Annotated in this window: 14 protein-coding genes and 1 riboswitch; of the genes, 5 read left to right on the forward strand and 9 right to left on the reverse strand. The window is 50.3% G+C overall.

Features of this window, described 5'->3' with window-relative positions:
• Positions 1 to 32: 32 nt before the first annotated feature.
• On the reverse strand, positions 33 to 266 hold the full coding sequence (locus tag AB9R92_RS17015; RefSeq protein WP_370670599.1) for a hypothetical protein: 234 nt from the start codon (positions 264 to 266) through the stop codon (positions 33 to 35).
• 86 nt (positions 267 to 352) lie between these two features.
• Here AB9R92_RS17015 and AB9R92_RS17020 point away from each other — a divergent pair, with 86 nt between their 5' ends.
• Complete coding sequence (locus AB9R92_RS17020) at positions 353 to 1525, forward strand: MFS transporter (protein WP_370670600.1); 1173 nt, start codon at positions 353 to 355, stop codon at positions 1523 to 1525.
• Here AB9R92_RS17020 and AB9R92_RS17025 read toward each other — a convergent pair.
• Both AB9R92_RS17025 and msrA read right to left on the reverse strand, forming a co-directional pair.
• The gene (locus tag AB9R92_RS17025; protein WP_370670601.1) at positions 1509 to 1808 is read right to left on the reverse strand and encodes a hypothetical protein; all 300 of its coding nucleotides are present in this window, start codon (positions 1806 to 1808) and stop codon (positions 1509 to 1511) included. The two genes, AB9R92_RS17020 and AB9R92_RS17025, sit on opposite strands and share 17 nt — an antisense overlap.
• Before the next feature lie 159 nt (positions 1809 to 1967).
• The gene (gene msrA / locus AB9R92_RS17030) at positions 1968 to 2498 is read right to left on the reverse strand and encodes a peptide-methionine (S)-S-oxide reductase MsrA (protein WP_370670602.1); all 531 of its coding nucleotides are present in this window, start codon (positions 2496 to 2498) and stop codon (positions 1968 to 1970) included.
• Positions 2499 to 2728: 230 nt separating this feature from the next.
• Here msrA and AB9R92_RS17035 point away from each other — a divergent pair, with 230 nt between their 5' ends.
• Genes AB9R92_RS17035 through AB9R92_RS17045 form a run of 3 tightly spaced genes read left to right on the forward strand, consistent with a single transcriptional unit; the run spans position 2729 to position 5408 of the window.
• The gene (locus tag AB9R92_RS17035; protein ID WP_370670603.1) at positions 2729 to 3673 is read left to right on the forward strand and encodes an LCP family protein; all 945 of its coding nucleotides are present in this window, start codon (positions 2729 to 2731) and stop codon (positions 3671 to 3673) included.
• Between the two features lie 57 nt (positions 3674 to 3730).
• Positions 3731 to 4921 carry an AI-2E family transporter gene (locus AB9R92_RS17040; RefSeq protein WP_370670604.1) on the forward strand — a complete coding sequence of 397 codons (1191 nt, stop codon included), beginning with the start codon at positions 3731 to 3733 and terminating at the stop codon, positions 4919 to 4921.
• A gap of 31 nt (positions 4922 to 4952) precedes the next feature.
• Positions 4953 to 5408, forward strand: a complete 456-nt coding sequence (locus AB9R92_RS17045) for a sporulation protein (RefSeq protein ID WP_370670605.1) — start codon at positions 4953 to 4955, stop codon at positions 5406 to 5408.
• Positions 5409 to 5495: 87 nt separating this feature from the next.
• On the opposite strand, the gene AB9R92_RS17050 is transcribed toward AB9R92_RS17045, so the two are convergent.
• From AB9R92_RS17050 to AB9R92_RS17065, 4 genes are read right to left on the reverse strand one after another with little or no spacing between them, the layout of a single operon-like run.
• Positions 5496 to 6248: an energy-coupling factor transporter transmembrane component T family protein gene (locus AB9R92_RS17050; RefSeq protein ID WP_370670606.1), complete on the reverse strand. Its 753-nt coding sequence runs from the start codon at positions 6246 to 6248 to the stop codon at positions 5496 to 5498.
• Complete coding sequence (locus AB9R92_RS17055) at positions 6229 to 7665, reverse strand: ABC transporter ATP-binding protein (protein ID WP_370670607.1); 1437 nt, start codon at positions 7663 to 7665, stop codon at positions 6229 to 6231. The genes AB9R92_RS17050 and AB9R92_RS17055 overlap by 20 nt, the downstream gene beginning before the upstream one ends.
• The gene (locus AB9R92_RS17060; protein ID WP_370670608.1) at positions 7652 to 8233 is read right to left on the reverse strand and encodes an ECF transporter S component; all 582 of its coding nucleotides are present in this window, start codon (positions 8231 to 8233) and stop codon (positions 7652 to 7654) included. The genes AB9R92_RS17055 and AB9R92_RS17060 overlap by 14 nt, the downstream gene beginning before the upstream one ends.
• Complete coding sequence (locus AB9R92_RS17065) at positions 8226 to 8831, reverse strand: YkoF family thiamine/hydroxymethylpyrimidine-binding protein (protein WP_370670609.1); 606 nt, start codon at positions 8829 to 8831, stop codon at positions 8226 to 8228. Before AB9R92_RS17065 ends, AB9R92_RS17060 begins: the two co-directional genes overlap by 8 nt.
• 80 nt (positions 8832 to 8911) lie before the next feature.
• Positions 8912 to 9017: riboswitch (TPP riboswitch) on the reverse strand.
• A gap of 182 nt (positions 9018 to 9199) precedes the next feature.
• Here AB9R92_RS17065 and AB9R92_RS17070 point away from each other — a divergent pair.
• A complete protein-coding gene (locus tag AB9R92_RS17070) occupies positions 9200 to 9412 on the forward strand; it encodes a hypothetical protein (protein WP_121297483.1) in 213 nt (70 codons plus the stop codon).
• Positions 9413 to 9470: 58 nt separating this feature from the next.
• Here the strand turns inward: AB9R92_RS17070 and AB9R92_RS17075 are convergent, their stop codons facing one another.
• Complete coding sequence (locus tag AB9R92_RS17075; protein ID WP_370670610.1) at positions 9471 to 10931, reverse strand: protein adenylyltransferase SelO; 1461 nt, start codon at positions 10929 to 10931, stop codon at positions 9471 to 9473.
• Between the two features lie 159 nt (positions 10932 to 11090).
• Positions 11091 to 11582 (reverse strand): citrate/2-methylcitrate synthase (locus AB9R92_RS17080; protein ID WP_370670611.1); only part of this gene is annotated, 492 nt, incomplete at its 5' end.

Consider the following 11582-nt stretch of genomic DNA (forward strand, 5'->3'; position numbering starts at 1 on the left):
CCCTTGTCGGCTAAACTAATAAAGGATAAACGTTATCGGTTTTTTCTGCGGAGATAAGCATCCAATTGGCCGAGTTCCTTATTCAAAAGGTATTCCATCTGTACATATTCGCGCCTGCCCGGAACATGTTCCGGCGTCAGGCCTTTCATCGAGAAAATAAAGTAATAGCCGCCGATCTGGCGGAACAGCACGACGACGTGCGGAAATTCATCAAACGTGGCTTTAATGTTGTATCGTTTTGCGTAGCTCCAATTTATGAGCTTCATCCAGCACCCCGCCTTTCCAATCTTATTTTAAGGTAAGCGGCAGCAGGAACACAAGTTTGGTGCTGAAGGAGAAGGAGAGAGGAAATATGAGGGAAGACAGGAAAAAAGCGGCCTTGACCGGTGTCATTTTCGCCATCCTTTTAGTGGCGCTCAATTTGCGGCCGGCCATTTCTTCGATCGGCCCGATGCTCGAGCCGATTCGTTCCGATCTCGGGCTGACCAATGGGCAAGTCAGTTTATTGACCGCTGTACCTGTGCTGTGCATGGGGCTGTTCGCGCCGTTTGCCATCATCTTCAACCGCCGGTTCGGCTTGAAGCGTTCCATCGGCTTTTTACTGGCCGTCATCGGCGTCTTTACTTTAGGGCGTGGCTTTTGGCCAAGTTATTTCAATTTATTGCTCAGTTCATTTTTCATCGGCATCGCCATCGCAATCATCGGGCCAATGCTGTCAGCGATGATCAAACGGGATTTCCCAAACCGGACCGCTTCCTTGATTGGGGTCTATTCATTCGGCATGGGGCTCGGTGCGACACTTGCCGCAGGGCTCACGAGCGTTGTCTATGCTGCATCCGGGTGGCCGGCGGGGCTTGCGGTCTGGTCAGGCTTGGCGGTTGTTGCCCTCATCATGTGGCTGAGGATGCCTGAGACGAAGGCACAAGTGCAAAAGGCGCCGGACGGTCCCGTGCCGATTAGCGTCAGCCCGTGGAAAAACTTGAAAGCTTGGTATATGCTGCTGTTTTTCGGTTTCCAATCAGCCTTCTTTTTCTCGATGCTGACATGGCTTGCGCCTATTGCGATCGATAAAGGCTTAAGCGTCTTGTCAGCTGGCGCGGTCGTCACGATCATGACAGCGGTACAGATCGTCTGCAATATTTCCATCCCGCTGTTATTCAGCCGTTATCCGAATCGTTTCCTATGGGTAGTGGCTGTGCTTGCGTTCGGGACTGCCGGCATCCTGTTATTGATGCTAGCGGGAACCTGGGCGGTGTGGCTCGCTGCCGCCTCGATCGGCGTGGCGCTTGGCGGCTTGTTTCCGATTGCTTTGCTTTTGCCCCTCGATGCCACGGATTCAGCTGACGAAGCGAACAGTTGGGCTGCAATGACCCAATCCGGCGGTTATTTGATTTCGGCATTCATGCCTTTTGTCATCGGAGTGGTTTATGACCAGACAGGAAACCACGATATCACTTTGTGGCTGTTCCTGGCATTCGTCTTTTTCATGATCATGTTTGCTTATTTGCTCAATCGAAAGCCTTGATGGTTTGCTTATGGGGCGGGGCGAGCGCCAGCCATGAAAAATATAGCGACAAAAGCGGGAACAGAATGGCCCATGAAGCAATCATCATCGGAGGGATATCCGCCTCCGGAAGGATCGTTGAGAAATACCAATAATTCAGTTCAAGCGCTGAAACGAGCGTGATGAGAGGGCCGATGAATATCCGGCTGGCTAGGATAGCGGATGAGACGCCAAGCAGAATGACAATCGGCGGAAAAAGGATCAATTGCACGAAAAAGATGTCCAATGTGCTGAGCCATTGCATAATGATGCCTCCTGTTTAACGCAGTGTGGCGGGAAGACCCGCGTATCCTGATTTTAAACTAAGTGAATAATCTGTCAATAAAAAATATAGAAACCTTGTGGAGAGCAGAAATGGCAAAGCGGTGCTCACGGTTTTACACAACTAGAAAAAGCCGGCGCATCAAGCGTCGGCTTTCTTCCACGCAGCAGTCAAAAATTCATCGCGCCCGGATTCGGCGCGGTCCTGTGCATAATGTTCGGGATTTTTCAGGTAAAAATCCTGGTGATATTCTTCTGCCGGATAGAAAGGTTCCGCATCTTGAATCTCAGTGATGACCGGCTTATCGAAACGGCCGCTTGCGTCGAGCTGTTTTCTGGAAGCAAGCGCCATTTGCCGCTGCGCTTCATTGTGGACAAAGATGGCCGGGCGATAGGAAGCCCCGCGGTCTTGGAACTGTCCGTCATTGTCGGTTGGGTCGATTTGCTGCCAAAAAATATCCAGTAATTGCTTGTACGGAAATACCGCAGGGTCAAAGGTAATTTCGACTGCTTCCAAATGGCCGGAATGGCCGCTTTTTACTTGCTCATATGAAGGATTCGCCAAATGGCCGCCTGTATATCCAGAAACCACAGATTCAATGCCATCGAATTGATCGAAGGGCTTGACCATGCACCAAAAACAGCCGCCAGCGAATGTCGCTTTTTCAAACATCGGATTGCCTCCCTCTATCTATTAAACTGGCAGCCACCCTCCATCCGGACACCCAGCTTTGGACATGAGCCGGCTGGATGTTCGGTCAGAGATGGAAAATAGCGCCTGAGAATAAGAAGAATTTTACCACTCCAGCCAAGCACAGACAATAAAAACGTATTGAAGGGAAACCTGTCTTCATTCATATGCGTCTAATCAATTGCTACAGCTCAGAAAGGAATGTAAACATCATGGAAGAACAATACGAAACGAGGCAGAGAAGAAAACGGAAACGGTTCCGCCCGAGAGGCAAACTTTTCTTATTATTGATCATTTTATTGCTCGGCGCAGGAATCTATTTTTTTATCCAATACCAACAAGGGCAAAACATAGCCGGCGAAACGGAGATTGAACCGGAACCATTTTCAGGAGACGAAGACAATAGCGGGTACCAGAATATCCTCGTGCTCGGGGTGGATTCGCGTGGGGAAGAGCAGTCCCGTACGGACACGATGATGATGGTGACCCATGACCGTGAAAACAATGAAGTGAAGATCACGTCGTTCATGCGTGATATTTATGCAGATATTCCGGGCTATCAATCCTATAAATTGAATACCGCGTATTATTTGGGCGGTGTCGACTTGCTGGCGTCGACTTTGCGTGAGATGTTCGGTGTCGAAATCCATAATTATGCACTTGTCGATTTCAAGAGTTTTGAAACGCTCGTCGATATCGCAGCGCCAGGCGGTGTGGAAATCGATGTTGAAAAAGAGATGTCCGAGAAGATCGGGGTGACCTTATCTCCGGGAGTCCAGCAGTTGAACGGACAAGAACTGCTCGGCTATGCGCGCTTCCGGTCGGATAATGAAGGCGACTTTGGCCGTGTCCGCCGCCAGCAGCAAGTGATCGCTGCCTTAAAAGATGAATTGATCAGCGTGTCGTCGATCCCGAAACTGCCGAAGCTTGCAGGAGCGGCACAAGGCTATGTGCAGACCGATATGCCTTTGGTCGACCAAATCAAGTTGGCGACACAACTTGGTACCGGTGGCAGCGGCGAAATCGAACGCTTGACGATTCCGGTGGAAGGCGGATACAGCTATGCAAATTACCCGCAAGCCGGCTCGGTTCTTGAAATCGATATAGAGCAAAACCGCCGTGCGCTGGAAGAATTTTTGTCCCAGCCACTCGACTAATTTGTCAGATAATATGCTAAACTACAGGTAGAAGCCTATACAAAGAAGGGGATCGCCATGCCGCCAGATGACAATAGACCACCGTTTTTCGCTACCAACTATATTCGCTTTCTCGGCGGCAGGAATACGCTCTTCACCCTATTAATTTTGATCTTGATCGGGCTTGTCGTGTTCATCTTCAGGGAAGTATCGTTTATCTTCAATCCGCTCAATGTGTTCATGAAAACGGTTGTCTTGCCGGTCGTCCTGGCTCTTATTTTGTATTACTTGCTGCGGCCGGTATTGCGTCTTCTGGAACGTTTTAAAATTCCAAGAATCTGGGGCATTCTCATTATCTTCCTAGGGGGCATCGGGCTCTTGACTTTGCTGAGCGTCCTGGTGTTTCCATTTTTAAGGGAACAGTTCCAGAACTTGATCGAGGAATTTCCGGATTATTTCATGCGCTTATTGAACAATATTGACCAATTCTTGCGCAATTCTTTAGTCGGTGATTATTACCGGGATTCAAGCTTCAATATCGAAGCCTTGATCGCCACCTTGCCGGCCAGCATCGCGGATACACTGCAAGCGACTGTGACGGGCATCATCACGCGCGTCACGAGCTGGATTTCGACCATTACGGGGGTTATCCTGTCGATTGTCATCGTGCCGTTCATCCTGTTTTACCTATTGAAGGATGGCGATAAGCTTCCAGGCTATTTCCTGAAGTTGCTGCCGCCAAGATTTCGGGGTGATACAAGAGAAGTTTTAAAGGACGCAGACAAGCAACTGGGGGCTTATATCCAAGGCCAGCTCATTGTCGCTTTCTGCATTGGCGTAATGGTCTATATCGGCTTTCTGATCATCGGCATGGATTATGCGCTTTTGCTCGGCGCGCTGGCGATGGTGACCAGTATCGTTCCTTATATTGGCCCAGCAATCGCGATTACGCCCGCTGCGATCATTGCACTCGTTACCTCGCCGTTCATGCTCGTGAAGCTCGCGATTGTGTGGACCGTCGTCCAGCTGGTGGAAGGCAATTTGATTTCCCCGCAAGTGATGGGCAAGACGATGTACATCCATCCGGTAACGATCATTTTTGTCTTGTTGACGGCTGGTTCCTTATTTGGCGTCGTTGGGGTCATACTGGGCATCCCGATGTATGCGCTGCTGCGGGTCATCGTCAGCCATCTGTACAAGCTGTTCAAACGGCGTTATAACCGGTATGAGACAGATTTGGACAAACAATACGATTACACCGAGCTTTAGGGCTGCAGTTTACGGGCAAGGAAAAAGTGGTATGGAGAATTATCAAATTTTGGGGGTAGAGATTTTTATGAAATTCAAAGACTTTTTATCTTCGATCGGCATCGGTTCGGTCAAAGTGGACACGGTAGTGGAAAGGCCGCATCTTGAAGAAGGCGAAACCTTGAACGGCACGGTTTACTTGGACGGGGGAGGCGGCGATCAGGAAATCGATTATATTGAACTGCAAGTGATTCGCTTAGTGGAAGATTACCGGGAAGACAGCGATTTCGATTTCTATGAAACGCCAGTTGCCAAGCAAAGCTTGGAATTTGCCGGATCGGTAAAATCGAAGAACACCGTCATGCAGCAATTTGAAATAGTCCCGGATGAGCGATGGGTGCTGGAGAACGTGAATGCCAAGTTGATTTTACGGACCATTGTCCACGTGAAAAACGGCTTCGATGTACAGGATGAGGACGAAATCACATACGGCAAGATTGACAGCTGATAACTTCCACCACTAAATTTAAATAATTTTATTATGTTAACTAAAACGACACCCCTGCAGTGAACGATCCAACTGCGGGGGTGTCGTTTAGTTATGTCCAAAAACAGCGCTGCAACTTATGGCCAGCACAAATAGAAACATGCCAAGCAATGCATAATCCTTGTGCCCAAGCTTAATTTCCCTGTAATGAGACCTTGCTGCGCCGGTAAATGCCCGCGCTTCCATCGCGAAGGCGGCGCGCTCGGCTTTTCTGACAGCACCGGCAAGCAGGGGGATGAGCAGGCGGCGCAAGGCTGTTATTCGTTTGAATGGCGTAGGTTTCGCTCCCGGACCCCTGAGGCGGTGAGCTTGCCGCAACTGCTCAAATTCCGTTTTTATAACTGGAAGGAATTGATAGCTGATCAGCACACTGAAAGCAAGTTTTGGAGACAGTTTTCCCTGTTGCATCAAGCTTTGGATAAAACGGACCGGATCAGTCGTGAAGGCAAACAATAACGAAATGCTTGAAAACGCCAGGACGCGTAACGACAATGACCAGGCATGCTCCCATTTTTGAGCGGTTATTTCGATCATGCCGATTGTCCATAACACAGGGCCATCGCCAGACACGCCGAACACCAAGGTAGTCCAGAAATAACCGAATGCGCCGATTACAAAAGGCAGCATAACGAGTAACCAAAGTTTCCAATTGGTTTGGCTAAACAGCAATTGCATCAATACGATGCCTAAAAAAAACATCAATGGTGTCCAAGGGTTGAAAAAAAACGCGAGCGCCAGCATACATGCTGTGACAGCAAGAAATTTCAAGCTGGGGTTCATTTCATGTAAAAGACGTCGCATAGCATTTCTCCTTTTCCGGCCAATATAGGCGGTGCTCTGCCAGCAGGGCAGGGCTTGAAAAAAGCTCTTGTGGTTCAAGCGGATCGGATAATCTGCCGTCTCGCATCAGGCAGATCGTATCCGCTATGCTCATGGCAAAATTCATATCGTGCGTCACCACGACCAATGCACAGCCGTCTTGGGCCCGGCAAGTGATTTGGTGATGGAGCTCCCTCAATGCCTTGAGGTCTTGCCCTGCTGTCGGCTCATCTAGCAGCAGGACTTGGCGGCGGTCGGCTAGCATCGCGCCGATAGCCACACGGCGCTTTTGGCCATGGCTCACGGAAAAAGGATGGGCATGAGCAATAGGTTCCAAAGAAAGCGCCTCGAGCAGATTTTTCACATCGTGAGAAGAGGAATTTCCGGAATACGACAATTCCTCTTCTACAGTCTTCGACAGAAACAGCTGCTCGGGCGATTGTGGGACAAATCCGGCAAACTCTCCCGAAATCGTCCCGCTATCGCGTTTCATGATGCCGCATAAAGCTTTCAGCAAAGTTGATTTCCCGCTTCCGTTCGGACCTGCAATGACCATCACTTCACCCGCATAAAGCTGCAAGCCGGCACCGCGCAGCAAAGATTTTGAAGCTTGTATAATGGATACATCCTTTGCCTCAAACAAGACTTTTGGCTGTTTGGCCGTCTCGCGTTTCGGCAGGAAAGGCGCATTCCATTTGGTGTAAGCTTGGTCTTTCAGGATGGCGCCGTTTTCTGAAAGGCTAATCTCCCGGTCGAAAAATTCATCCCACAGTTCCAGCTTATGTTCCACGGCGACGACCGCAAGACCGCGCTCCTGTTGCAATTGATCCAGCCAAGCGACAAACTCTTTCGCCGTCAGCGGATCGAGATGGGCGAGCGGTTCATCGAGCAACAAGCAGTCGGGCTCCATAATCAAGGCACAAGCTGTAGCGATGCGTTGTTTCATCCCGCCTGAGAAAGTTTGAATGACGCCATCGCGCATATTGTCCAGCCCCGTCATGCGCAAAATCCGGTCGATGCGTTTTGGCATCTCTTCCCGGGGCACTTGAAGATTTTCCAAAGTGAACGCCAGTTCTTCTTCGACCGTCGGCATGCAAAATTGGCTGTCGGGATCTTGAAAAACCGTTGCGACTTTCCGGTTAGCTTCACCAGGTTCATATTCTTGTGATGCACGGCCGAAGATCCGGACATTTCCAGAAACTTCTCCGTCGCAATTATGCGGATACAACCGGTTCAGCACATAGAGTAGCGTGGACTTCCCGCATCCGCTTGGCCCTGTAATGACCACGCGTTCTTGTGGATGGATCGCCAGCGTAATAGAATGCAAAGTTGGCTGTGCCGACTCGGGGAAGCGGAAGCTGACGTCGTCCAATTGATAAATCGGATTAGGCACGGACATCGCCTTTTTCCGCCTTCGTGATGGCATAGCCCCGGAGTGACCCGGTTGCAAGTAGCGCATCAGCGATGTACTTGCCGCCAATGCCGGCAATGATCGCCCCGCTCGCTACGCGCAGCGTGAACATCAAGGCAACAAAAGAAGGATCCAAGGCAGCATAGCCCGATAGGAAATAGCCGTAAACGAAACTGAAAACTCCTGCGCCTGCACCAGCAAGCATCAAGATACCGATATGGAAATGCCGATAGCGTGTCAGTGCAAACGCTGCTTCTGCCCCAAGCCCTTGGATGATGCCTGAGAGGATAAGCCTTGGGCCGATCGCATTGCCAAGCATCACTTCGATGGCAGCGGCCAAGGTTTCTGGCAAAAAAGCGGCACCGGGTTTCCTGATGATGTACATCGAAATGATGGACACAATAAACCAAATGCCGAACATCCACTCATAGGCGAGCGGCCCGATGACGCCTGCCCATAAGTTGCCGATGTGCAAAAATAGCAGGTAGACAATGCCGAACACGACGCCAAATAATGACATGAGGACAATTTCTTTCAGTTTCCATTCTCTAAGCACGATCTTCACCGCCTGTTTTGTGTGATGGACTGTTGATGCTCATGGATATAGTCATCACGAGGTGGGGGTATCGATCGGAACGCGCGCTGGAAAAGCTCGTTTCGTAAAAAGAAAAGACCTCATGAATATCTCCGTGGATGCCGCTAGCATAATGCATGGAATCGTTCCATACGCCGAACTCTTTCGCACGTTCCACTTCGCGGTAGATGACATCCATATAGCCGGGGTTGTTCATTGGGTAAAGCGCGAATTGGGAGGAAACATATTGCTTGCTGCCGTCTTCGTTTGCCTGTTTATCGGGTGCGTCCAAATACGCATCTCCCGCAGTATCTCCTGGGCATCCAGCTGAAAAGGTGCCGGACAGGGCGATATGTTCCTGTGTCTTCGCCGCATGAAGAGTGAGCGCCTTTGCGACATTGAAGACATGCTGTTGTTTGCCGCGGATGACGGTGGAGACATCATCGGTTTGCATCCAGACATTGGATGTATCGGTGTCCTTTAACGCGCCTTTGATAATGTTGATGAAATTGCCGCTCATCGGATGCAAGGAAAAGCGAAATCCGACAATCGGGCTGGTGCCGCATGAATATGGTTCCATATGGAATCCCTCCTAAAAATATGCACAAAAAAGCCGCATCCGTGAAGATGCAGCCACTATTCCATATTTCGTAGTCATGTCGGAAAGTCACCGCACTTCCTCACGCAGGTCCTAACCTGATCGAGTCATAAGGGATCGGAGCGAAAGCTCTCATCTCAGCAAAAATATGCACCCCCAGTGCAGAAAAACGGTATGCGGTTTTAAGTGTCGGGTTTTCCCGATGGCTAAAGTGTAGATCAAATGCTTTCCCAAGTAAAGGGATTCCATTATTTTTAGCAGGAATGAGAAAATGATGGCTAAGGTGAATACTCCCTAAAAAATCGGGTAAACCTAAAGCAGACAAGCATTTGAGGAGGAATCCAATAATTATGGCATCAACCAAAAAATTCCGCGTCGTTTACCATTTCGGCGCAGGCGTCGAAGCGGTCAGCACCGTCGAAGCCGATACCCCGAAACAAGCGGTCAGCGGTTTGGATGCGGATGATTTCCGCGAATTTATCGGCGATAACGATACGTATTACCAATTCAAGATGGACGAAGTCAAAATGGTCAGCGTCACTGAAGTCACTGACGGACAGTGATTGTACCGACCAGCGCAATAGAGAAAATCCCCTGCCGATGAAAAGGCTGGGGATTTTTTTATGTTCCGCAATAGGTCTGGTACGGAGGCGTTGAAGGCGGCGGAGCGGCCGTATAGGGCTGCTGCTCTTCGGAATGGGCATATGGATTGCGAAGGATATCCAGAAGCTTTTCCATCACTTCGTAATCACCTTGCGTTGCGGCTTCCAGTGCCGCTTCGACGCGGTGATTGCGCGGGATGACAGCCGGATTTCGGTTTTTCATCAATTCCTGGATTTCTTGTGCTGAGCGGCCTTCTTTTCGCTGGCGGGCTTTATAGCGGTTGTTCCAGGATTTAAAAGCAGGGTCGTTTGCCAGTTGAGGCTCTTCAACTGCTTCGAAGGTCAAGGAACGGAACGTGTTGGTATAATCCGCTTGCTTTTCCTGCATCACTTCCAGCAATGCCTCGATCAATTGTTCATCTTCTGGCATTTCGGTAAACAAGCCGAGTTTTTCGCGCATGCCTGCCAAATACAGCTGCTTTTGCAAACTGACGTATTCCTCAAGTGCTGCCTGTAGAGAAGAAAGAGCTTCTTCTTCAGGACGATCATCCAAGAGGGGGAACAAGGATTCTGCAAAACGCGCTAAATTCCACCCTCCGATAAGTGGTTGATTCCGATAGGCATAACGGCCGCCGGCATCGATCGAGCTGAAAACCGCGGATTCAACGTAGCGGTCCAGGAAAGCACACGGGCCATAATCGATCGTTTCACCGCTGATCGTCATATTGTCGGTGTTCATGACGCCGTGGACAAAACCGGCAAGCTGCCATTTTGCGATGAGTGAAGCTTGCCGCTGCGCTGTACGGCGGAATAATTCGATATAGCGGTCAGGCCCGGTGATATCCGGGAAATGCCGTTTGATCGTGTAATCCGCCAACGCCTTCAAATCTTCAGTCGAACGGTATTTCGCTGCAAATTGGAAAGTGCCGACGCGGATATGGCTCGAAGCCACCCGCGTCAAGATCGCTCCAGGTTCTGCAGAGTAGCGCTGGATCTTTTCACCTGTCAATGCGACTGCCAAGCTTCGGCTCGTTGGAATCCCGAGTCCATGCATGCTTTCGCTGATGATATATTCCCGCAGCATGGGCCCGAGTGCCGCGCGGCCGTCTCCGCTTCTGGAAAAGGGTGTGATGCCGGCGCCTTTCAATTGGATATCGAAAATCTTGCCGTCCGGTGTATGCTGTTCGCCGATCAGGATGGCCCGGCCGTCGCCGAGCATCGTAAATTGGCCGAATTGATGGCCGGCATAGGCTTGGGCGAGCGGGAAGCTGCCTTCTGGAAAACGATTTCCCGCAAACACGTGGAGCGCATCGGGGCTGTCCAGCTGATCCGGATTCAAGCCCAGTGTATTTGCCAATGCTTTATTTGCGATAACGAGTTTAGGTGAGGTGACCGGGTTGGCTTCCATCGGCGCATATAAGGTTTTTGGCAGGTCTGCATAACTATTCTCCAGCTTCCAGCCGATCTTTGTATCGTTCATGGTAACGCCTCCTTCTAGTAATTTCTCAGGCCAGTCTTTCCTGTTATTATAGCCACAATGAAAACCATGTAACAACTATAGCGGGCTGCCTTTACAATTAGAAAAGCTTGAACCATTCACCTATTTAAAGGTGGGGCTCAAGCTTTGGGTAATCCTTTATTAACGCTCTTCAACGGGCACGTAGGTCTGTATGCCCGGCCCGATGTATTCCGCACGCGGGCGGATCAAGCGGTTGTTCGAGTATTGCTCCAGGATGTGCGCGAGCCAGCCCGACGCACGGGAGACCGCAAAGATCGGCGTGAACAAGTCATGCTCGATGTTCAAGGAGTGGTAGACCGATGCCGAATAGAAATCGACGTTTGGCGGAAGCGGTTTTTCGCTCGTCACCAATTCCTCGATCTTGACGGACATGTCGTACCATTTTGATTCGCCGCGAAGTTCGGTGAGCTTTTGCGACATTTCGCGCAAATGCTTCGCACGCGGGTCGCCTTGTTGGTAGACACGGTGGCCGAAGCCCATGATTTTCTCTTTGTTCGCGAGTTTTTGCTTGATGACCGGCTCGACGTTGTCGACGGACCCGATTTCTGTCAGCATCTTCATGACTTGCTCGTTGGCGCCGCCGTGAAGCGGGCCTTTCAACGCGCCGATCGC

Source organism: Planococcus sp. SSTMD024, assembly GCF_041320495.1.
Lineage (GTDB): Bacteria > Bacillota > Bacilli > Bacillales_A > Planococcaceae > Planococcus.

What these genes read in the sequence shown, in the direction of transcription:
- AB9R92_RS17015 (WP_370670599.1), bottom strand. Translation starts at nt 266, where the DNA reads ATGAAGCTCATAAATTGGAGCTACGCAAAACGATACAACATTAAAGCC.
- AB9R92_RS17020 (WP_370670600.1), top strand. Translation starts at nt 353, where the DNA reads ATGAGGGAAGACAGGAAAAAAGCGGCCTTGACCGGTGTCATTTTCGCC.
- AB9R92_RS17025 (WP_370670601.1), bottom strand. Translation starts at nt 1,808, where the DNA reads ATGCAATGGCTCAGCACATTGGACATCTTTTTCGTGCAATTGATCCTT.
- msrA (WP_370670602.1), bottom strand. Translation starts at nt 2,498, where the DNA reads ATGTTTGAAAAAGCGACATTCGCTGGCGGCTGTTTTTGGTGCATGGTC.
- AB9R92_RS17035 (WP_370670603.1), top strand. Translation starts at nt 2,729, where the DNA reads ATGGAAGAACAATACGAAACGAGGCAGAGAAGAAAACGGAAACGGTTC.
- AB9R92_RS17040 (WP_370670604.1), top strand. Translation starts at nt 3,731, where the DNA reads ATGCCGCCAGATGACAATAGACCACCGTTTTTCGCTACCAACTATATT.
- AB9R92_RS17045 (WP_370670605.1), top strand. Translation starts at nt 4,953, where the DNA reads ATGGAGAATTATCAAATTTTGGGGGTAGAGATTTTTATGAAATTCAAA.
- AB9R92_RS17050 (WP_370670606.1), bottom strand. Translation starts at nt 6,248, where the DNA reads ATGCGACGTCTTTTACATGAAATGAACCCCAGCTTGAAATTTCTTGCT.
- AB9R92_RS17055 (WP_370670607.1), bottom strand. Translation starts at nt 7,665, where the DNA reads ATGTCCGTGCCTAATCCGATTTATCAATTGGACGACGTCAGCTTCCGC.
- AB9R92_RS17065 (WP_370670609.1), bottom strand. Translation starts at nt 8,831, where the DNA reads ATGGAACCATATTCATGCGGCACCAGCCCGATTGTCGGATTTCGCTTT.
- AB9R92_RS17070 (WP_121297483.1), top strand. Translation starts at nt 9,200, where the DNA reads ATGGCATCAACCAAAAAATTCCGCGTCGTTTACCATTTCGGCGCAGGC.
- AB9R92_RS17075 (WP_370670610.1), bottom strand. Translation starts at nt 10,931, where the DNA reads ATGAACGATACAAAGATCGGCTGGAAGCTGGAGAATAGTTATGCAGAC.